This is a genomic window from Streptomyces sp. NPDC023723, assembly GCF_040639815.1.
In the GTDB taxonomy this organism is placed as follows: Bacteria; Actinomycetota; Actinomycetes; order Streptomycetales; family Streptomycetaceae; genus Streptomyces.
Genome location: NZ_JBFAAP010000052.1, coordinates 1 through 20705 on the forward strand (window position 1 = coordinate 1; position 20705 = coordinate 20705).

Consider the following 20705-nt stretch of genomic DNA (forward strand, 5'->3'; position numbering starts at 1 on the left):
GGGTGGGGGGGGGGGGGGGGGGGCCCCGCCGGGGGGGGGGGGGGGGGGTGGGCCCCGGCCCCCGCCCCCCTCGCGGGGCGGGGGCACCGCCGCCCGCGACCACGACGCACCCGCAGTAGGAATACGCACCGAACCACCCCCGAACCTCACCGCCCGGCAGGCACCCGTTCCCGCTCAGGAGACCGCGTCGCCCCCGGACGGGAACCGGCCAGCGCCAGCACCAGGACTCCCGCCACCGCCGCCACCGATCCCGCCACCACCGCCGCCGCGTTCAGGCCGGAGGCGAACGCGGCGTGCAGCGCCCGCTCGGGGAACGCGCCGCGCAGGGCGCCCGCGCCGCCGCCCGCCAGCGCGTGCGCCGCGTCGTGCGGCAGGGTGTCCGTCATCCGCGCGGCCAGCACCGTGCCGAAGACCGCGATGCCGAGCGCGTACCCGAGCTGCCGGAAGGTGTTCACCGCGCCGCCCGCCATCCCGGCCCGCTCGGCCGGCACCGCCGCCAGCGCCGCGCCCGCGATGCCCGGCGACACCAGCCCGGTGCCGGCCCCGACCAGCAGCAGCCCCGGTATCAGCGCGGACGCCGTCGACCCGGCGTCCAGGAACGCCGTGCAGTACTGTCCCGCCGCGATCAGCAGCAGCCCGCCGCCGATGGTGAACCGGGCCGGCACCCCGTGCAGCAGCCGGCCGCCCGCCGCGGCCACCGTGAACGAGGCCAGCGACAGCCACAGGAACACCAGACCGCCGCGCACCGGGCTCATCCCCAGCAGCGTCTGGAGCCAGATCGAGGTGTACGCCATCACCCCGAACGCCGCCGCGTTGAAGGCGAGCGCCCCCAGCATCACCGCCGAGAACGCGGGCCGCGCGAACAGCCGTACGTCCAGCAGCGGATCGGCGGACCGCCGCTCCACCATGACGAAGGCGGCCAGGAACAGCACCGCGCAGCCGAAGGCGGCCAGCGTGCCGCTCTCGGTCCACCCGTGCGACCCGGCCCGTACCGCCCCGTACGTCACCGCCCCGGCGAACGCCGCGAAGGCCACCGTGCCCGGCAGGTCCACCCGGCGCCCGCGGGCCCCGCGCGACTCCCGCACCACCCGCAGCGTCAGCCACACCGCGGCCACGCTCACCGGCAGGTTGACGTAGAAGATCCACCGCCAGCCGGGTCCGGCGGTGAGCAGGCCGCCCAGTACCGGCCCGACGGCCGCCGCCGCGCCGCTCACCGCGCCCCACACGCCGAGCGCCACGGACCGCTGCCGGCCCTGGTAGACCGAGCCCAGCAGCGGCAGCGTGGTGGCGAACATCGCCGCCGCGCCCACTCCCTGCACCGCCCGCGCCGCGACCAGCATCGCCGGCCCGGTCGCCACCCCGCACAGCAGCGACGCCGCCGCGAACAGCACCACCCCGGCGACATGGACGCGCCGCCGCCCCAGCACGTCGGCCGCGGCGCCCGCGCCGAGCAGCAGCGCCGCCAGCGCCAGCGCGTACCCGTCCATCACCCATTGCAGATCGCTCAGCGAGGCGTCCAGCCCGTGCGCCATGTCCGGCAGCGCCACCACCGCGATCGTCACGTCCAGCAGCAGCATGAACGTGCCCAGGCAGACCGCCGTCAGCGGTCCCCATGCGCGCATCTCGTCCTCTTCCCGTTCGTCGAAACCCTTGCGGTCCTCCGTACGATGAGCCGTGCCCGGCCGATGGCACCAGCCATCGGCCGACGAGCGACGAAACCCGAGGAAAGTGGCCGCCGTGGAGATGGAATCCGACACCTTCGACCAGCTCGACCTGCGGCTGCTGAACGCGCTGGAGGTGCACGGCCGGGCCTCCTTCAGCCGGCTCGGCGCGGTGCTCGGCGTCTCCGACCAGACCGTCGCCCGCCGCTACCGGCGGCTGTGCGCCGAGGGCGGGCTGCGGGTGGTCGCGGTCCGGGACGCGCAGGTGCTCGGCCACGACCAGTGGACGCTGCGGCTGCGCTGCGTCCCCGACGCGGCCGCCGCCATCGCCGAGGCGCTCGCCAAACGGCCCGACACCAACTGGATCGGGCTCGCCTCGGGCGGCACCGAGGTCATCTGCGGCACCCGCCCGCGCAGCCTCGGCGACCGCGACGACCTGCTGCTGGGCAAGCTGCCGCGCACCCCGCGCGTCCTGGAGATCCGGGCCCACCAGATGCTGCACCGCTTCCACGGCGGCCCCACCGGCTGGCTGCGCAAGTTCGACGTGCTGACCGCCGAGGAGACGGCGGCGCTGGCGGCGCCGGCCGTCGACCCGGCCGCCGGCCCGGCCCGGATCACCCCCGAGGACGAGCCGCTGATCGCCGTCCTCGAACGGGACGGCCGGGCCGGCTACCCGGAGCTCCAGCGCGCCACCGGCCGCTCCGAGTCGGCCGTCAAACGCCGACTGGCCGCGCTGTTCGGCTCCGGCGCGCTCTACGTCGACGTCGAGTACGACTCCGCGCTGCTCGGCTTCCCGGTCGTCGCCGTCCTGTGGATCACCGCCGGCCCGGCCGCCCTGCACCGGGTCGGCGAGACCCTCGCCGGGCACCCCGAGATCGCCCACGCGGCGGCCACCGCCGGCCCCTCCAACCTGGTCGCCACCGCCGTGGCCCGCAGCACCGCCGACCTCTACGCCTACCTGAGCGGCCCGCTCGGCCATCTGAGGGGCGTCCGGCACGTGGAGGCGTCCCCGTTCCTGCGCCGGATCAAGCAGCTCATCTATCCGCGGCCGCTGTCCTGACCGCCGTGTGCAGCCGGTCGCCGCCGGCCAGGATCGCCGCCGCCAGGGCGTCCGCCGCGTCCTGGGCGAGGGTGCGGCGCTCGCCGGTGATCAGGACGAAGTCGACCCGGCCCAGTTCCGGCAGGCCGGCCCGGTCCGGGACCCGTACCAGGCCGGGCGGGACCAGGCCCCGGGAGTGCGCCATCACGCCGAGGCCCGCGCGGGCCGCCGCGATCAGACCGTTGAGGCTGCCGCTGGTGCAGGCCACCCGCCATTCGCGGCCCTGGCGCTGGAGCGCTTCCAGGGCCAGGGCGCGGGTGATGCCGGGCGGCGGATAGACGATCAGCGGCACCGGGCGGCCGGGGTCCAGGCGCAGCCGCTCGGCGCCGATCCACACCAGCCGGTCGTGCCAGACCAGCTCGCCCCGCCGGTCCTGCGGCCGCCGCTTGGCCAGCACCAGGTCCAGCTTCCCGGCGGCCAGCCGCTCGTGCAGCGTGCCGGACAGCTCGACGGTCAGCTCCAGGTCGACCTCGGGGTGGTCGTGCCGGAAGCTCTCCAGGATCTCCGGCAGCCGGGTCAGCACGAAGTCCTCCGACGCGCCGAACCGCAGCCGGCCGCGCAGCCGGGTGCCGGTGAAGAACGCCGTCGCCTGCTCGTGCACCTCCAGGATGCGGCGGGCGAAGCCGAGCATCGCCTCGCCGTCCTCGGTCAGCTCCACCGAGTGCGTGTCCCGGGTGAACAGCGGCCGCCCGGTCGCGTCCTCCAGCCGCCGCACGTGCTGGCTCACCGTCGACTGGCGCAGCCCGAGCCGCCGCGCGGCCTGGGTGAAGCTCAGCGTCTGCGCCACCGAGAGGAAGGTGCGCAGCTGGGACGGGTCGTACATGGCCCCCAGCTTATCGCGGAACGCGATGGCAGTCAGTGCGGTGTACCGGATTCCCGATCGCCGGGTGAGGGAGCAGGATGGAGCGGGGACCCGTGTCCCCGTGCCCGATGACCGAAGAAGCAGCGACACGAGCAAGTGGAGCACCGTGAAACGCCTACGCCCGCCGCGCTGGATGCCGATCGACCCGTACATCCTGCTGTTGCTCGCGACGGTGGGCCTCGCGGCGCTGCTGCCGGCCCGCGGCACCTCGGCCGACGTGGCGAACGGCGCCGCCACGGCCGCGATCGCGTTTCTCTTCTTCCTCTACGGCGCCCGGCTCTCCACCCGGGAGGCGATGGACGGGGTCAAGCACTGGCGGCTCCACGTCACCGTGCTGGCCTGCACCTTCGTCGTCTTCCCGCTGCTCGGGCTGGCCGCGCGCGGACTCGTCCCGGTCCTCCTGACCGACCCGCTCTACCAGGGCCTGCTGTTCTGCACCCTGGTCCCGTCCACCATCCAGTCGTCGATCGCCTTCACCTCCATCGCCCGCGGCAACGTGCCCGCCGCGATCTGCGCGGGCTCCTTCTCTTCGCTGGTCGGCATCGTCGTGACACCGCTGCTGGCGGCGGGCCTGCTGGGCGGCACCGGCGGCGGGTTCTCCGCCGACTCGCTGGTGAAGATCGTGCTCCAGCTGCTGGTGCCGTTCGTCGCCGGGCAGCTGCTGCGGCGCTGGATCGGCGGTTTCGTCGCCCGGCACAAGAAGGTGCTCGGGCTGGTCGACCGGGGGTCGATCCTGCTGGTCGTCTACACGGCGTTCAGCGAGGGCATGGTGCGGGGCGTGTGGCACCAGGTCAGCCCGGTGCGGCTGGCCGGGCTGCTGGCCGTGGAGGCCGTGCTGCTCGCCGTGATGCTGCTGCTGACCTGGTACGGAGCCAAGGCGCTGCGGTTCGGCCGGGCGGACCGGATCGCCATCCAGTTCGCCGGCTCGAAGAAGTCCCTGGCCGCCGGACTGCCCATGGCCAGCGTGCTGTTCGGCGCGCACGCCTCGCTGGCCGTGCTGCCGCTGATGCTCTTCCACCAGATGCAGCTCATGGTCTGCGCGGTCATCGCCAAACGCCGCGCGCACGACCCGCTGCCCCCGGGCGGCACCGCCCCGGCCGAGCCGATACCGACCGGCGCCGGCTCCCGCTGAGCAATCAGCCCCCGGCGTCCACCCGGTCCAGCGGCAGCGTCAGCACACTGTCCCCGGACGGCGGCTCGGCGGCCGCCACCTCGCCGTCGGTCAGCGCCCGCCCCCACACCCGTACGTCGTCCAGCGCCCCGGTGAAGTGCGCCCGCCCGTCCATCCGGGCGCCCACGTGCACACCGAACGCCGAGTCGCGGCTGACCGAGCCCGGCACGTCCGCCGCCTCGGTCCGCACCCCGTCGAGGAACAGCGCGAGCCGCCCACCGCCCCGGCGCAGCACCAGCCGGTGCCAGCGGCCGTCGTGGTGCGCACCGGCCGCCCGCACATAGGCCGACCGGGGCGCCGCCGCGCCCTGCCGCGCGGTCATCAGCCCGGTCACCCGGTCCTGCCCGGGCTCGGCCCGCAGCCACACCTGCGGCTGCTTGGTGCCGATGCCGCCCATCCACAGCAGCGGCTGCTCCCCGCTGCCGACCGTGTACCGGAACCGGAGCGACGCGGTGAAGTCGCCGGCCCCGAGCGGCAGCCGGTCCCGGTACGGCAGCCGCACCTCGTCGTCCACGCCGTCGAAGGCGAGCGCCCCGCCGACCGCGCCGTCCGTCGGCGCCGCCCCGCCCAGCACGGCGGCGGGCCGGGCGCCCGGCGACAGGTCGGGGGTGGTGGGGTCGGCGCCCCGCCGGGGCTGGAGCCAGTCGGTGCCGAACCGGACGAACCGGATCTCGTCGCGGGCGTCCGCCGTGCCCGCCTCGTACAGCAGCCCCACCGTCGTCTCGTCGAGCGCCGTCAGGTCGGAGTAGCCGGACCAGTCCCGGGTGACGACACTGGCCCGGTCCACGCTGTCCCAGGTGGCGCCGGAGTCGTAGGAGGACCGGATCACCATCGTGCGGCGGCGGTCCGGGTCGGCCGGGGCGGACAGCAGCACCCGGTCGCCGATCCGCAGCAGCGCGCCCTGCACCTGCGGGGTGTACAGGTCCGGGAGCGCCTCGAAGGGCGCGGCGAAGCTGCCGCCGCCGTCGCGGCTGACGGTCTGCGCGCGGTGGCCGAGGTCGGTGCCGTCCTGCTCGCGGCCGCTGACCAGCAGCGTGCCGTCGGCGAGTTCGGCCAGGGTCACCTCGGACGGCTTCTGCCGGAAGGTGCCGTCGTCGGCCACCGGCCAGGTGTCGGTGGCGCCGACCCGCCAGTGCGCGCCGCCGTCGTCGCTGACCACGAGGGCCGCGTGGTTCGCCGCGACCCGGCCGTCGCCCCAGCTCTCGGCGTTGACCCCGAGCACCAGCCGCCCGGCGTGCGCCCCGGTGCTCAGCTGCACGCCGTGCACGGGACCGGTGGCGTACCAGGAGTTCCAGCCGGCCGGGCGGATCTCGGCGGTCAGGTCGCGCGGCGCCGACCAGGTCAGCCCGTCGTCGTCGCTGTACTGCAGGTGCGGCACGCGGTCGCAGGGGATCGCGCAGCCCGCGTCGTCCGCCCGGCCGGTGTTGTACGTCTCCACCAGCAGCACCCGGCCGGTGGTGCGGTCCACGACCGGCGCCGGATTGCCGTGCGTGTCGCCGCCGCCGTCGTTGACCACCCGCAGCGGACCCCAGGTATGGCCGCCGTCGGTGGAGCGCTTGAGCACGATGTCGATGTCGGCCGCGTCCCCGCAGTTGCGGACCCGGCCCTCCGCGAAGGCGAGCAGCGTGCCGTCCGCGGTCCGTACGATCGCCGGGATGCGGAAGCAGGCGTATCCGCTCTCCTGGTCGGCGCGGAAGAGGACCTGCTGGGTGAATTCGGGGGCCTGGGCGGCGGGTGCGGCGGCGGGGACGGCGACGGAGAGGGCGAGCAGGGCGGCGGCGAGCGCGGACGGCATGGAGCGGTGACCCTTCGGACGGCTGGGCGGTAGCCGGTCATCAGGGCATCAGTAGATCAAGTCATCACATGACGGATATGTCGTACGGACTTCCCCCGCGTGTCGCCGCCGCCGGGAGTTCGCGGCACGGCATCGCCCCGGCCCGGCGCAGGGGGCGCTCCCCGCCGGGGGCCGGGGGTCCGCCGCCGTGCCGCGGGGCGGCCCGCTCAGCCCTGGACGGCCGCGGTCCGCAGGGCGATCCGGTCCGCGCCCGCGTACACGTTCATCGAGGTGCCCCGCAGGAAGCCCACCAGGGTCAGACCGCTCTCGGCGGCCAGGTCCACGGCGAGCGAGGACGGCGCCGACACCGCCGCCAGCACCGGGATGCCGGCCATGACGGCCTTCTGCGCCAGCTCGAAGGAGGCCCGCCCGGAGACCAGCAGCACGGACCGGGACAGCGGCAGGCCGCCGCTCTGCAGCGCCCGGCCGACCAGCTTGTCGACCGCGTTGTGCCGGCCCACGTCCTCCCGGATGTCGGCCAGTTCGCCGTCCTCGGTGAACAGGGCCGCCGCGTGCAGCCCGCCGGTGCGGTCGAAGACCCGCTGGGCGGCGCGCAGCCGGTCCGGCAGCGCGGCGAGCAGCTCCGCGTCGATCCGGACCGGCGGGGTGTCGGCGATCGGCCAGCGGGCGGTGGTGCGCACCGCGTCCAGGCTGGCCTTGCCGCACAGGCCGCAGGAGGAGGTGGTGTAGACGTTGCGTTCGAGGGTGATGTCGGGCATCCGGACACCGGGCGCGGTCTGCACGTCCACCACGTTGTACGTGTTCGAGCCGTCGGCCGTGGCACCCGCGCAGTACACGATGTTCCGCAGGTCGCTCCGGTCGGCCAGCACCCCTTCGCTGACCAGGAACCCGGCGGCGAGCGCGAAGTCGTCGCCGGGGGTGCGCATGGTGATGGCCAGGGGTTTGCCGTTGAGCCGGATCTCCAGGGGCTCCTCGGCGACGAGCGTGTCCGGCCGGGTGGAGACCGCCCCGTCCCGGATGCGGATCACCTTGCGTCGTTCCGTGACTCGTCCCATGTCCTGATCAGCCCCGGTTCTGTACGTGCTGGTAGCCGAAACGGCCCTTGATGCAGAGATTGCCGTGGGTCACCGGGCTGTCGTGCGGCGAGGTGACCTTCACGATCTCATTGTCCTGCACGTGCAGAGTGAGGTTGCATCCCACTCCGCAGTACGCGCACACCGTGGTCGTCTCGGTCTGCGCCGACTCGTTCCAGGTGCCCGCCGCCCGCATGTCGTACTCCGACTTGAACGACAGCGCCCCGGTGGGGCAGACCTCGACGCAGTTGCCGCAGTAGACGCACGCCGAGTCGGTCAGCGGGGCGTCCTGCTCGACCGAGATCCGGGCGTCGAAACCGCGCCCGGAAACCGAGATCGCGAAACTGTTCTGCCACTGCTCCCCGCAGGCGTCCACGCACTTGTAGCAGAGGATGCACTTGCCGTAGTCGCGGACGTACAGGTCGTTGTCGATCCGGGGTTCCTCCTCGACCCGGGCCGCGTCCGGGCCGAACCGGTCGGGCTTCGCCCGGTACTCCTCGATCCACTCGGCGGCCCGCGGGGTGGTCGACAAGTCGACCGAGGAGGCGAGGAGTTCGAGGACCACCTTGCGGCTGTGCCGGGCGCGCTCGGTGCCGGTGCGCACCTCCATGCCGGGCTCGGCGCGGCGGGAGCAGGCGGGGACGAGGGTGCGGGCGCCCTCGACCTCCACCACGCACACCCGGCAGGCGTTCTTCGGGGTGAGGGTGTCGCCCTCGCACAGGGTCGGCACGTCCTTGCCCGCGGCCCGGCAGGCGTCGAGGATCGTCGACCCCTCGGGGACGCGGGCCGGCTGCCCGTCCAGGGTGAACTCCACCAGCCGGCGCGGCACACCGAGCGGTATCGCGGTCATGCGTAGGCCCCCAGCCGGTCGATGGCGGATTCCACGGCGTTCCACGCGGTCTGGCCCAGACCGCAGATCGAGGCGTCCCGCATCGCCCGGCCGACCTCGCGCAGCAGCGCGATGTCGTCGGCGGCGCTCGCCCCGGTGCGCTCGGCGATCCGGTGCAGTGCCTCCTCCTGCCGCACCGTGCCCACCCGGCACGGCACGCACTGGCCGCAGGACTCGTCGCGGAAGAACTCCGCGATGCGCAGCAGCAGCCGGGGCAGCGGAACCGTGTCGTCGAAGGCCATCACCACCCCCGACCCGAGGGTGGTGCCCGCCTCCCGGGTGCCCTCGAAGGTGAGCGGGATGTCCAGTTCGTCGGGCCGTACGAAGCCGCCGGCCGCGCCGCCGAGCAGCACCGCGCGCAGCCCGTCCCGGACTCCGGCGAGGCCCAGCAGCTCGCCCAGCGTGGCGCCGAACGGCAGCTCGTAGACGCCGGGCCGGGCCACGGCGCCCGACACGCAGAACAGCTTCGGGCCGGTGGAGCGGCCGGTGCCGATCGCCGCGTACGCCTCGGCGCCCATCGTCAGCACCGGCAGTACGTTGACCAGGGTCTCGACGTTGTTCTCGGCGGTCGGCCGGCCGAACAGGCCCTGCTGCACCGGGAACGGCGGCTTGGCGCGGGGCTCGCCCCGGTAGCCCTCGATGGAGTTGAACAGGGCGGTCTCCTCACCGCAGATGTAGGCGCCCGCGCCGCGCCGGATCTCGATGTCGAAGGCGTAGCCCTGCCCGAGCACGTCGTCGCCGAGCAGGCCGCGGGCCCGGGCCCGGGTGATCGCGTGGTCCAGGCGGGCCAGCGCCCTCGGGTACTCGCCGCGCAGGTACAGGTAGCCCCGATGGGCCCCGGTGGCGTATCCGGCGATGGTCATCGCCTCGATCAGCGCGTACGGGTCGCCCTCCATCAGCACCCGGTCCTTGAAGGTGCCCGGCTCGGATTCGTCGGCGTTGCAGACGAGGTAGTGCGGGTGGTCCGGCTGGCCGGCCGTGGCCTGCCACTTGCGGCCGGTGGGGAAGGCGGCGCCACCGCGGCCGACCAGTCCGGAGTCGGTGACCTCGCGGATCACGCCGGCCGGGCCGAGTGCGAAGGCGCGGCGCAGGGCGGTGTAGCCGCCGTGCGCCCGGTAGTCGTCGAGGGAGGCGGGATCCACCACGCCGACCCGGCGCAGCAGGACCAGCTCCGGGTCGCCCGCCTGCGGGACGGCCGCCGCGGCCGGGGGTTCCTCGGGCGCGGAGTCGGGGGCGGTGGCGGCGAGCACGGCCGCGCGGGCCCTCGCGGGCGCCGCCACCGCCGTACGCACCCGGTCCCCCGCCCCGAACGCGAGCGCGGCCGGGGCGCGTTCGCACAGGCCGAGGCAGGGGCTGCGCTGGACGGTGACGCCCGGCTCCGCCGTGACCTCGGCGCACAGTGCCTCCGCGCCGGCTGTCGCGCAGGCCAGGTCGGTGCAGACGTGCAGCACGGTGGCGGGGCGGGGGCGGACGGAGAACATCGCGTAGAAGGTGGCGACGCCGTACGCCTCGGCCGGTGGCACGGTCAGCCGCCGGCACAGGTAGTCCAGGGCGCCGTCGCTGATCCAGCCGACCCGGTCGTTGACCGCGTGCAGCACCGGCAGCAGCAGGTCGCGGCGGTCCCGGGCCTCCCGTCCGCCCCGGGCCCAGCGCAGATCGGCGTCGCTGCGGTCGGCGCCCTCCCAGGAGGACTCCGGGGGGCCGAGCAGGGCGTCGACGGCCGCCCGTTCGTCGTCCGTCGGCTTGCTGTCACCGAAGCGCAGGTCCACTTGGCATCACCTCACGATGGTCGCGACGGGCAGCTTCTCGATCCGGATCGCCGACGCCTTGAACTCCGCCGTCCCCGCGATCGGGCAGTTGGCCTCGATCGTCAGCTGGTTGGTGTCCACCTCGTCGGGAAAGTGGAAGGTCATGAACGCGAGGCCGGGCCGCAGCGCCGGGTCGACCCACACCGGCGCCCGCACCGACCCGCGCCGCGAGGTCACCTGTACCGTCTCCCCGACCACCACCCCGTACCGCTCGGCGTCCTCCGGGGACAGCTCCACCGACTCGCCGCGCCGCAGCGGGGAGGCGTAACCGCCGCTCTGCACCCCGGTGTTGTACGAGTCGAGCCGGCGCCCCGTGGTCAGGCGCAGCGGGTAGCGCTCGTCGGTGAGGTCGACCGGCGGATCGTGCTGGACGATCCCGAAGGGCGCCGGGCGGCCCCGGCGCGCCGGGTCGGGGTCCCACAGCCGGCCGTGCAGATAGGTCGGTTCCAGGCGGTCGGTGCTCGGGCAGGGCCACTGGATGCCCCGGTGCTCGGTGAGCCGGTGGTACGTCATCCCGTGGTGGTCCGGCGACAGGGCGCGCAGCTCGTTCCAGACCGCCTCGGCGTCGGCGTACTTCCAGTCGTGACCGAGGCGGGCGGCGAGGTCGCAGAAGATGTCGATGTCCTCGCGGGCCTCGCCCGGCGGGGTGACCGCCCGGCGCACCCGCTGCACCCGCCGCTCGCTGTTGGTGGTGGTGCCCTCGGTCTCCGCCCAGCCGGCGGTGGCGGGCAGCACGACGTCCGCGAGCGAGGCGGTCCTGGTCAGGAAGATGTCCTGCACGACCAGGAAGTCCAGCGCCGCCAGCCGGCGTACCGCCTGTTCGCTGTCGGCCTCCGACTGGGCCGGGTTCTCGCCGACGCAGTACACGGCCTTCAGCGAGCCGTCCTCCATCGCCTCGAACATCTCGGTCAGGGTGAGGCCGTAGTGCGGCTGGATCACGGTGTCCCAGGCGGACTCGAACTTCAGCCGGGTGTCCGGGTCCAGGATGTCCTGGAAGCCGGGCAGGCGGTTGGGGATGGCGCCCATGTCGCCGCCGCCCTGCACGTTGTTCTGGCCGCGCAGGGGTTGCAGTCCGGCGCCGTACCGGCCCACGTGCCCGGTGAGCAGGGAGAGGTTGATCAGCGCGCGGACGTTGTCGGTGCCGTTGTGGTGCTCGGTGATGCCGAGGGTCCAGCACAGCTGGGCGCGTTCGGCTCGGGCGTAGGCGTGCGCGAGGTCGCGGATCGCGGCGGCGGGGACGCCGGTCACCTTCTCGGCGAGGGAGAGCGTCCACGGCTCGACCAGCGCCCGGTACTCGGCATAGCCGGTGGTCGCGCGCGCGACGAACGCCTCGTTGACCAGACCGGCGTGGATGATCTCGCGGCCGATCGCGTGCGCCATCGGGATGTCGGTGCCGACGTTCAGGCCGAGCCAGCTCTCCGCCCACTCGGCGGTGGAGGTGCGGCGCGGATCGACCGCGTACATCCGGGCGCCGCCCCGGATGCCCTTCAGTACGTGCTGGAAGAAGATCGGGTGCGCGAAGCGGGCGTTGGAGCCCCACATGACGATGACGTCGGTGTGCTCGATCTCCTCGTAGGAGGAGGTGCCGCCGCCGGAGCCGAAGGCGGCGGACAGGCCGGCCACGGACGGGGCGTGGCAGGTGCGGTTGCAGGAGTCGACGTTGTTGGTGCCCATCACCACCCGGGCGAACTTCTGCGCCACGTAGTTCATCTCGTTGGTCGCGCGGGCGCAGGAGAACATGCCGAACGCGCCCCGGTGGCGGGCCAGGCCCCGGGCCACCCGGTCCAGGGCCTCGTCCCAGGTGGCCCGGCGGAAGGGCTCGGTCCGGGAGTCGCGCACCAACGGGTGGGTGAGCCTGGTGTAGCCGGCCGGCTGCCGTTTCCTCATGCGGCGCTCCTCAGTGCGAGCGGGTCCGAGATGGCGTGCACGGTGCGCAGGGTGGGCACCGGGACGCCGGTGATCTCCGCCAGTTCGACGACGGCCGCGAGCAGCACGTCGAGTTCGAGCGGCTTGCCGCGCTCCAGGTCCTGGAGCGTGGAGGTGCGGTGGTCGCCGACCTTCTCGGCGCCCGCCAGGCGGCGTTCGATGGAGACGCCGACCCGGCAGCCGAGCGCCTCGGCGACCGCCAGCGTCTCGGCCATCATCGTCTCGATCACCTGCCGGGTGCCGCCGTGCGCGCACATCTGCCGCATGGTGGCGCGGGCCAGCGCGCTGATCGGGTTGAAGGAGATGTTCCCGAGCAGCTTGAGCCAGATGTCGCCCCGCAGGTCCGGTTCGACCGGGCACTTCAGGCCGCCCGCGCGCATCGCCGCGCTGAGCGCCAGACAGCGGGCGGACACGCTCCGGTCCGGCTCGCCGATCGAGAACCGGGTGCCTTCCAGGTGCCGGACCACGCCCGGCTCTTCGAGTTCGGTGGCGGCGTAGACGACACACCCGACGGCCCGCTCCGGCGCGAGCACCGCACTGACCGCGCCGTCCGGGTCCACACTGTGCAGGCGGCGGCCGTCGTAGGGGCCGCCGTGCCGGTGGAAGTACCACCAGGGGATGCCGTTCTGGGCGGCCACCACCGCCGTGGAGCCGTGCAGCAGCGGCTCGATCAGCGGCCCGCACGCCGCGTACGAGGTGGCCTTCAGCCCCAGGAAGACGTAATCGACCGGGCCCACTTCGGCCGGGTCGTCGGTGGCGCGCGGGCGCGCGGTGAAGTCGCCGCGCGGGCTGCGCACCCGTACTCCGTGCCGCCTCATGGCCGCCAGGTGCGGTCCACGGGCGATGAGACGCACGTCGGCGCCGGCGCGGTGGAGCGCGGCGCCCACATAGGCGCCGATCGCACCGGCGCCGAGGACTGCGACTTTCATGGGGGATAGCTCCGTTCGGTCGAGGGTCGTACCGAGGAACCGGGGAACCGAGGAACTGTCGCGATTTCGTCGACGAAATATTGTCTACAGTATGGAGGTGAGGGCGGCAAGGGATTGTGCACAGCCGGTGGCGCTGGGTGGTTGTTTGATCAACTGTCTTCTCAACCGTCGCCCGGCTCCCTACGGTTGGGGACTCATGAGTCCCCCTGTCGCACCGCCCGGCTGGAGCCGCTGGCTCGTTCCCCCGGCCGCCCTCTCGGTCCACCTCTCCATCGGGCAGGCGTACGCCTGGTCCGTGTTCAAGCCGCCCCTGGAATCCGCGCTCGGCCTCAGCGGCACCCAGAGCGCGCTGCCCTTCCAGCTCGGCATCGTCATGCTCGGCCTGTCCGCCGCGTTCGGCGGCACCCTGGTCGAGAAGCGCGGGCCGCGCTGGGCGATGACGGTGGCGCTGATCTGCTTCTCGTCCGGCTTCCTGCTCTCCGCGCTGGGCGCGGCCACCGAGCAGTACTGGCTGATCGTCTTCGGCTACGGCTTCGTCGGCGGCATCGGCCTCGGCATCGGCTACATCTCGCCGGTCTCCACGCTGATCAAGTGGTTCCCGGACCGGCCCGGCATGGCCACCGGCATCGCCATCATGGGCTTCGGCGGCGGCGCGCTGATCGCCTCGCCCTGGTCCGCGCAGATGCTGGAGTCCTTCGGCGCCGACAGCTCCGGCATCGCCCTCGCCTTCCTGGTGCACGGACTGTCCTACGCCGTCTTCATGCTGCTCGGCGTCCTGCTGGTGCGGGTGCCGCGGGCCCCGGAGGCGGCCGACGGGAAGCCCGCCGCGCTGACCGGGGTCCAGGTCTCGGCCCGCTCGGCGGTGCGCACCCCGCAGTTCTGGTGCCTGTGGCTGGTGCTCTGCATGAACGTCACCGCGGGCATCGGCATCCTGGAGAAGGCCGCGCCGATGATCACGGACTTCTTCGCGGACACCTCCGCGCCGGTCTCCGCGACCGCCGCCGCCGGGTTCGTGGCCCTGCTGTCGGCCGCGAACATGGCCGGCCGGATCGGCTGGTCGTCCACCTCCGACCTGATCGGACGCAAGAACATCTACCGGGTGTACCTCGGTGTCGGCGCGGTGATGTACGCGCTCATCGCTCTGTTCGGCGACTCCTCCAAGCCGCTGTTCGTACTGGCCGCCCTGGTGATCCTGTCCTTCTACGGCGGCGGCTTCGCCACGGTCCCCGCCTATCTGAAGGACCTCTTCGGCACCTACCAGGTCGGCGCGATCCACGGCCGGCTGCTCACCGCCTGGTCCACGGCCGGCGTGCTCGGGCCGCTGATCGTCAACTGGATCGCCGACCGGCAGGAGGAGGCCGGGCGGCACGGCTCGTCCCTGTACGGGCTGTCGTTCGTCATCATGATCGGACTGCTCGTCGTCGGCTTCGTCGCCAACGAACTGGTCCGTCCCGTCCACGCCCGCCACCACGTCACCGCCGGGGAAATCGAGGAGGCCGCCGATGTCGCCCGACAGCAGTGAGAGCCGGACCGGTCGGCGCCCGCTGATCGCCTTCGCCTGGCTGTGGGTGGGAGCGCCGCTCGGCTACGGGCTGTACGAGCTGGTCCGCAAGGCCACCCAGTTGTTCACCGGGTGAGGAAGAGGGACGGTGCAAGGGCGAGGTGACGCGGGGTGCGCGGGTGACGGAAGCCGACAAGCGGTGCCTCCGTTTCCTGTCGCATCACCTGCCGTCGTACCCGTGAGTCACTGATCAGACTGGTGGATCCCGCAACCGCAGGCACCGAGGGGAATCCACCATGCACGGTTCGCGCATCACCGGGGTCGGCCACCACCAGCCCGCCAGAATCCTCACCAACGAGGACCTGGCGGGCCTGGTCGACACCAGCGACGAGTGGATCACCAGCCGGGTCGGCATCCGCACCCGCCGGATCGCCGGACCCGACGAACCCGTCGACGAGCTCGCCGGGCACGCCGCCGCCAAGGCGCTCGCCGCGGCCGGGGCCACCCCCGCCGATGTCGACCTGGTGCTGGTCGCCACCTCCACCGCCATCGACCGCTCCCCGAACATGGCCGCCCGGGTCGCCGCCCGGCTCGGCATGGGCAGCCCCGCCACGATGGACGTCAACGTGGTCTGCGCCGGGTTCACGCACGCCCTGGCCACCGCCGACCACGCGGTCCGGGCGGGCGCCGCGCGCCGGGCCCTGGTGATAGGCGCCGACAAGATGTCCGAGGTCACCGACTGGACCGACCGGACCACCTGCGTGCTGGTCGGCGACGGCGCGGGCGCCGCCGTGGTCGAACCCTGCGCCGCGGGCGAGGCACCCGGCATCGGCCCCGTGCTGTGGGGCTCGGTGCCCGAACTCGGCCACGCCGTGCGGATCGAGGGCACCCCGCCGCGCTTCGCCCAGGAGGGCCAGAGCGTCTACCGGTGGGCCACCACCAAGCTGCCCGCCGTCGCCCGGGGCGTGTGCGAACGGGCCGGTGTGGACCCCGCGGAGCTGGCCGCCGTCGTGCTGCACCAGGCCAACCTGCGCATCATCGAACCCCTCGCGCTGCGCATCGGCGCCGTCAACGCCGTCGTCGCCCGGGACGTCACCGAGTCCGGCAACACCTCGGCGGCCAGCATCCCGCTCGCCCTGGCCAAGCTGGTGGAACGCGGCGAGATCAGCACCGGGGACCCGGTGCTGCTGTTCGGCTTCGGCGGCAACCTGTCGTACGCGGGGCAGGTCGTGCGCTGCCCCTGAACCCCCGCGGTCCGGGGCGCCGTAGACTGTAGACGAAAGACAATTGATACTTTCTTTACCGTCTGCATCGTCTTTACTTCGCCGAGGGGGCCGCGATGTTGTCGACAGGACTGCCGCAGGGGGCGGTGCCCAGGCTGGAACGCCCCGGGCCGCTGCGCGACCGCGTCTACGAGGCACTGCTCGAACTCATCACCACCCGCGCCCTCCGTCCCGGCCAGCACCTCGTCGAGAGCGAACTCGCCGGCCACCTCGGCGTCTCCCGGCAGCCGGTGCGCGAGGCGCTCCAGCGGCTGAACACCGAGGGCTGGGTCGATCTGCGCCCGGCCCAGGGCGCGTTCGTGCACGAGCCGACCGAGGCGGAGGCCGACCAGCTGCTGACCGTCCGCACGCTGCTGGAGGCCGAGGCGGCCCGGCTGGCCGCCGCGGGCGCCACCAGCGCGGGCGTGGCGGCCCTGGAGGAGCTGTGCGCCGAGGGGGAGCGGGCCGTCGCCGCCGACGACGTGGACGCCGCCGTCACCCTGAACGCCCGCTTCCACGCCAAAGTGATGGAGCTGGCGGGCAACGCCGTCCTCGCCGAACTCGCCGCCCAGGTCGACCGCCGGGTGCGCTGGTACTACACGCCGATCGCCCGCCGGCGCGGCCAGCAGTCCTGGACCGAGCACCGAGAGCTGATCGCCGCCATCACCGACCGCGACGAGCAGCGCGCGACCCACCTCATGCGCGAGCACACCGAGCACACCCGGCGGTCGTACCACGCCCGCGGCGCGTCCTGAACGGACCGCTCCCGCCCGACTCTTTGTCCTGCGAGTGGAAGAAGTCGACGGCAATCTACGCACAGCTTCTTCCCAGGTTCGGCAGCCGCTGCTACGTTCCCTTCGAAAGCACGACAGCGCGCAGCCGATTGAGGCGGGGAGGGGCACGTGCGACGCATGACCGCGCGACCGGCCAACGCCCACCAGGCCCGGCTGCTGAAACTGCTGCGGGACGGCGGTCCCAACTCCCGGGCCCAGCTCGGCGACCAGGTCGACCTCTCCCGGTCGAAGCTGGCCGTGGAGGTGGACCGGCTGCTGGAGACCGGACTGGCCGTCGCCGACGGACTCGCCGCCTCCCGCGGCGGACGCCGCTCGCACAACATCCGGCTCAACCCCGGACTCCGGTTCCTCGGCGTGGACATCGGCGCGACCTCGGTGGACGTCGCGGTCACCAACGCGGAACTGGAGATCCTCGGCCACATCAACCAGCCCATGGACGTCCGCGAGGGACCGGTCGCGGTCTTCGAGCAAGTACTGTCCATGGCCGCCAAGCTGCGGGCCTCGGGCCTCGCGGAGGGCTTCGACGGCGCCGGCATCGGCGTCCCGGGACCGGTCCGCTTCCCCGAGGGCGTCCCGGTGGCCCCGCCGATCATGCCGGGCTGGGACGGCTTCCCGGTCCGGGAGGCGCTCAGCCAGGAACTGGGCTGCCCGGTCATGGTCGACAACGACGTGAACCTGATGGCGCTGGGGGAGCAGCACGCCGGGGTGGCCCGGACCGTGCACGACTTCCTCGTCGTCAAGATCGGCACCGGCATCGGCTGCGGCATCGTCGTCGGCGGTGAGGTCTACCGCGGTACGACGGGCAGCGCCGGCGACATCGGGCACATCCAGGCGGTGCCCGAGGGCCGCCCGTGCGCCTGCGGCAACCGGGGCTGCCTGGAGGCCCACTTCAGCGGCGCGGCCCTGGCCCGCGACGCCACCGAGGCCGCCCAGCAGGGCACCTCCGCCGAACTCGCGGCCCGCCTGTCGGCGGGCGGAAGCCTCAGCGCCGCCGACGTCGCCGCCGCGGCGGCCGCCGGGGACGCCACCGCCCTCGACCTGATCCGCGAGGGCGGCAGCCGCACCGGCCAGGTCATCGCCGGCCTGGTCAGCTTCTTCAACCCCGGCCTGGTGGTGATCGGAGGCGGGGTCACCGGCCTCGGCCACACCCTGCTCGCCGCCATCCGCACCCAGGTCTACCGCCAGTCGCTGCCCCTGGCGACCGGCAACCTGCCCATCGTGCTCGGCGAACTGGGCCCCACCGCCGGCGTCATCGGCGCCGCCCGGCTCATCAGCGACCACCTGTTCTCACCGGCGTAGCACCGCCCCGCCGGCCCCTTTCCCGTACAGCGCGCTGCTCCGCCCTGCCCTGACACCGGCCCGCACGCCCGCCGAGGGGACCTCACATGGCACCAGAACCACCGCTGCTCAGCATGTCCGGCATCACCAAGTCCTTCCCCGGCGTCCGCGCCCTGGACGGCGTCGACCTCGACGTCCAGGCCGGTGAGGTGCACTGCCTGCTCGGCCAGAACGGGGCCGGCAAGTCCACCCTCATCAAGGTGCTGGCCGGCGCCCACCAACCGGACACCGGCACCATCCGCTGGCGCGGCGCGGACGTCACGCTCCGCTCGCCGATCGCCGCCATGCGCCTCGGCATCGCCACCATCTACCAGGAACTCGACCTGGTGGAGCACCTGTCGGTGGCGGAGAACGTGCACCTCGGGCACGAGCCGACCAGCGCCGGCTTCGTGGTCCGGGGCCGGGCAGCCGCCCGCGCCGCCACCGCCGCGCTGCTGAAACGTCTCGGCCACCCCGAGGTCGACCCGGGCCGGCTGGTCGGGGACCTGTCGGCGGCCCAGCGGCAGATCGTCTCCATGGCCCGCGCGCTCTCCCACGACGTACGGCTGATCGTGATGGACGAGCCGTCCGCCGCCCTCGACCCCGACGAGGTCGACAACCTCTTCCGGATCGTCGGCGACCTCACCGCAACCGGCGTGGCCGTCGTCCACATCTCGCACCGCCTGGAGGAGATCCGCCGCATCGGCGACCGGGTCACCGTCCTCAAGGACGGCCGCGCCGTCGCCCGCGCGCTGCCCGCCAGGTCCACCCCGACCAGCGAGGTCGTCGCCCTGATGACCGGCCGCGACGTCGCCTGGGTCTTCCCGGACCGGCCGGCTGCGCGGGACCGGGACCCGGCCGCCGAACCGGTGCTGAGGGTGCGCGGACTGGCCAGGGACGGGGAGTTCGCCGCCCTCGACCTGGAGATCCGCCCCGGCGAGATCGTCGGCCTGGCCGGACTGGTCGGCTCCGGCCGCTCCGAGATCCTGGAGACCGTCTACGGCGCCCGCAGGCCGTCCGCCGGACAGGTGCTGGTCGACGGACGCCCGCTCCGGCCCGGCAGCGTGCGGGCCGCCGTGCGCGCCGGACTCGGCCTCGCCCCCGAGGAACGCAAGGCACAGGCGCTGCTGATGCTGGAGTCCGTCACCCGCAACGTGTCGGTGTCGTCGATGTCCCGTTTCGCGCGCGGCGGCTGGCTGGACCGCGGCGCCGAACGCGCCGCCGCCCGCGCCGCCGTCCGGGAACTCTCGCTGCGCCCCGACAACCCGGACGTCCCGGTGCGCACCCTGTCCGGCGGCAACCAGCAGAAGGCCGTCCTGGCCCGCTGGCTGCTGCGCGGCTGCCGGGTGCTGCTGCTGGACGAACCGACCCGCGGCGTCGACGTCGGCGCCCGCGCCGAGCTGTACGCGGTCGTGCGCCGTCTCGCCGACGAGGGCCTGGCGGTCCTGCTGGTCTCCAGCGAGGTGCCCGAGGTGCTCGGCCTCGCCGACCGCGTCCTGGTGCTGCGCGAGGGCCGGGTCGTGCACCAGGCACCCGCCCGCGAACTCGACGAACACCGCGTACTCGACCTCGTCATGGAAGGGAGCCCGGCATCATGACGCAGCACGTGTCACCGCCCCGGGACGGCACCGGAAAGGCGGCACCGGCGGACGGCCCGCCCCCCGCCTGGCGGGGCGTGCCGGCCCGCGCCGACGTCCGCGTCCTCTCCCTGCTCGGCGTGCTCGCCGTGCTGGTGCTGATCGGCGGGATCACCAAGCCCGACGAATTCCTCGACACCCGCAACCTTCAGCTCGTCCTCACCCAGGCGTCCGTGATCGGCGTCGTCACCGTCGGCATGACCTTCGTCATCATGTCCGGCGGCATCGACCTCTCGGTCGGCGCGATCGTCGCCCTCGCCTCGGTGTGGGCGACCACGGTCGCCACCCAGGAGTACGGATTCCTCGGTATCCTGTTCACCGCGCTGGTGGTCGGCGTCGGCTGCGGACTCGTCAACGGCGTCCTCATCGCGTACGGCGCGATGGTCCCGTTCATCGCCACCCTCGCCATGCTGGCCTCCGCGCGCGGCCTGGCACTGCAGATCACCGACGGACAGACCCAGGTCGTCACCGTCGCCGGCGTGCTCGACCTCGGCGAACGCGACGCCTACGTGCTCGGCGTACCGCCACTGGTGCTGGTCTTCGCCGCCGTCACCGTCATCGGCTGGCTGGTGCTCAACCGGACCACCTTCGGCCGCCGCACCGTCGCGGTCGGCGGCAACGCGGAGGCCGCCCGCCTGGCCGGCATCGACGTCCGCCGCCAGCGCCTCTACCTCTACCTGCTGTCCGGCCTGTGCTGCGGCATCGCCGCCTTCCTGCTGATCGTGCTGTCCGGCTCCGGCCAGAACACCAACGGCAACCTCTACGAACTCGACGCCATCGCCGCCGCGATCATCGGCGGCACGCTGCTCAGCGGCGGCCGCGGCACCATCGTCGGCTCCGTGCTCGGCGTCCTGATCTTCACCACGATCACCAACATCTTCGCCCTGAACAACCTGCAGAGCGACGTCCAGCAGATCGCCAAGGGAGCGATCATCGTCGCCGCCGTGCTGGTCCAGCGCCGTACCGCGAGCACGCCATGAC

General features: G+C 73.6%; 17 protein-coding genes. 9 read left to right on the plus strand and 8 right to left on the minus strand.

Annotated features, from left to right (window positions below):
• Window positions 1-146: 146 nt before the first annotated feature.
• Window positions 147-1622: an MFS transporter gene (locus tag AB0G32_RS33140; RefSeq protein WP_361171942.1), complete on the minus strand. Its 1476-nt coding sequence runs from the start codon at window positions 1620-1622 to the stop codon at window positions 147-149.
• Between the two features lie 121 nt (window positions 1623-1743).
• On the opposite strand from AB0G32_RS33140, the gene AB0G32_RS33145 reads away from it, so the two are divergent.
• On the plus strand, window positions 1744-2721 hold the full coding sequence (locus tag AB0G32_RS33145) for an AsnC family transcriptional regulator (protein ID WP_361172048.1): 978 nt from the start codon (window positions 1744-1746) through the stop codon (window positions 2719-2721).
• Here the strand turns inward: AB0G32_RS33145 and AB0G32_RS33150 are convergent.
• Window positions 2696-3583 carry a LysR substrate-binding domain-containing protein gene (locus tag AB0G32_RS33150; RefSeq protein ID WP_361171945.1) on the minus strand — a complete coding sequence of 296 codons (888 nt, stop codon included), beginning with the start codon at window positions 3581-3583 and terminating at the stop codon, window positions 2696-2698. The two genes, AB0G32_RS33145 and AB0G32_RS33150, sit on opposite strands and share 26 nt — an antisense overlap.
• Window positions 3584-3728: 145 nt before the next feature.
• On the opposite strand from AB0G32_RS33150, the gene AB0G32_RS33155 reads away from it, so the two are divergent.
• Window positions 3729-4754, plus strand: coding sequence for a bile acid:sodium symporter family protein (locus AB0G32_RS33155; protein WP_361171948.1), 1026 nt, complete (start codon window positions 3729-3731; stop codon window positions 4752-4754).
• 4 nt (window positions 4755-4758) lie between these two features.
• Here the strand turns inward: AB0G32_RS33155 and AB0G32_RS33160 are convergent, their stop codons facing one another.
• From AB0G32_RS33160 to AB0G32_RS33185, 6 genes are all read right to left on the minus strand, one after another.
• Window positions 4759-6588 carry an exo-alpha-sialidase gene (locus AB0G32_RS33160; protein WP_361171951.1) on the minus strand — a complete coding sequence of 610 codons (1830 nt, stop codon included), beginning with the start codon at window positions 6586-6588 and terminating at the stop codon, window positions 4759-4761.
• Between the two features lie 206 nt (window positions 6589-6794).
• Complete coding sequence (gene fdhD, locus AB0G32_RS33165) at window positions 6795-7643, minus strand: formate dehydrogenase accessory sulfurtransferase FdhD (protein WP_361171954.1); 849 nt, start codon at window positions 7641-7643, stop codon at window positions 6795-6797.
• 7 nt (window positions 7644-7650) lie between these two features.
• Window positions 7651-8511, minus strand: a complete 861-nt coding sequence (locus AB0G32_RS33170) for a 2Fe-2S iron-sulfur cluster-binding protein (protein ID WP_361171957.1) — start codon at window positions 8509-8511, stop codon at window positions 7651-7653.
• Window positions 8508-10319, minus strand: coding sequence for an NADH-ubiquinone oxidoreductase-F iron-sulfur binding region domain-containing protein (locus tag AB0G32_RS33175; protein WP_361171960.1), 1812 nt, complete (start codon window positions 10317-10319; stop codon window positions 8508-8510). The genes AB0G32_RS33170 and AB0G32_RS33175 overlap by 4 nt, the downstream gene beginning before the upstream one ends.
• Window positions 10320-10325: 6 nt before the next feature.
• On the minus strand, window positions 10326-12245 hold the full coding sequence (locus AB0G32_RS33180) for a molybdopterin-dependent oxidoreductase (RefSeq protein WP_361171963.1): 1920 nt from the start codon (window positions 12243-12245) through the stop codon (window positions 10326-10328).
• A complete protein-coding gene (locus AB0G32_RS33185; protein ID WP_361171966.1) occupies window positions 12242-13213 on the minus strand; it encodes a 2-dehydropantoate 2-reductase in 972 nt (323 codons plus the stop codon). Before AB0G32_RS33185 ends, AB0G32_RS33180 begins: the two co-directional genes overlap by 4 nt.
• A 196-nt stretch (window positions 13214-13409) precedes the next feature.
• Between AB0G32_RS33185 and AB0G32_RS33190 the strand changes: the two genes are divergently transcribed.
• The 7 genes from AB0G32_RS33190 (at window position 13410) to AB0G32_RS33220 (ending at window position 20704) form a co-directional block, all read left to right on the plus strand.
• On the plus strand, window positions 13410-14735 hold the full coding sequence (locus AB0G32_RS33190; protein WP_361171969.1) for an OFA family MFS transporter: 1326 nt from the start codon (window positions 13410-13412) through the stop codon (window positions 14733-14735).
• On the plus strand, window positions 14716-14850 hold the full coding sequence (locus AB0G32_RS33195) for a hypothetical protein (protein WP_361171972.1): 135 nt from the start codon (window positions 14716-14718) through the stop codon (window positions 14848-14850). Before AB0G32_RS33190 ends, AB0G32_RS33195 begins: the two co-directional genes overlap by 20 nt.
• A 160-nt stretch (window positions 14851-15010) precedes the next feature.
• On the plus strand, window positions 15011-15958 hold the full coding sequence (locus AB0G32_RS33200) for a beta-ketoacyl-ACP synthase III (protein ID WP_361171975.1): 948 nt from the start codon (window positions 15011-15013) through the stop codon (window positions 15956-15958).
• 95 nt (window positions 15959-16053) lie between these two features.
• Window positions 16054-16731, plus strand: a complete 678-nt coding sequence (locus AB0G32_RS33205) for a GntR family transcriptional regulator (RefSeq protein ID WP_361171978.1) — start codon at window positions 16054-16056, stop codon at window positions 16729-16731.
• Window positions 16732-16887: 156 nt separating this feature from the next.
• Window positions 16888-18069: an ROK family protein gene (locus AB0G32_RS33210; protein ID WP_361171981.1), complete on the plus strand. Its 1182-nt coding sequence runs from the start codon at window positions 16888-16890 to the stop codon at window positions 18067-18069.
• A gap of 86 nt (window positions 18070-18155) precedes the next feature.
• Complete coding sequence (locus AB0G32_RS33215; protein ID WP_361171984.1) at window positions 18156-19685, plus strand: sugar ABC transporter ATP-binding protein; 1530 nt, start codon at window positions 18156-18158, stop codon at window positions 19683-19685.
• Window positions 19682-20704 carry an ABC transporter permease gene (locus AB0G32_RS33220; protein ID WP_361171987.1) on the plus strand — a complete coding sequence of 341 codons (1023 nt, stop codon included), beginning with the start codon at window positions 19682-19684 and terminating at the stop codon, window positions 20702-20704. The genes AB0G32_RS33215 and AB0G32_RS33220 overlap by 4 nt, the downstream gene beginning before the upstream one ends.
• Window position 20705 lies beyond the last annotated feature (1 nt).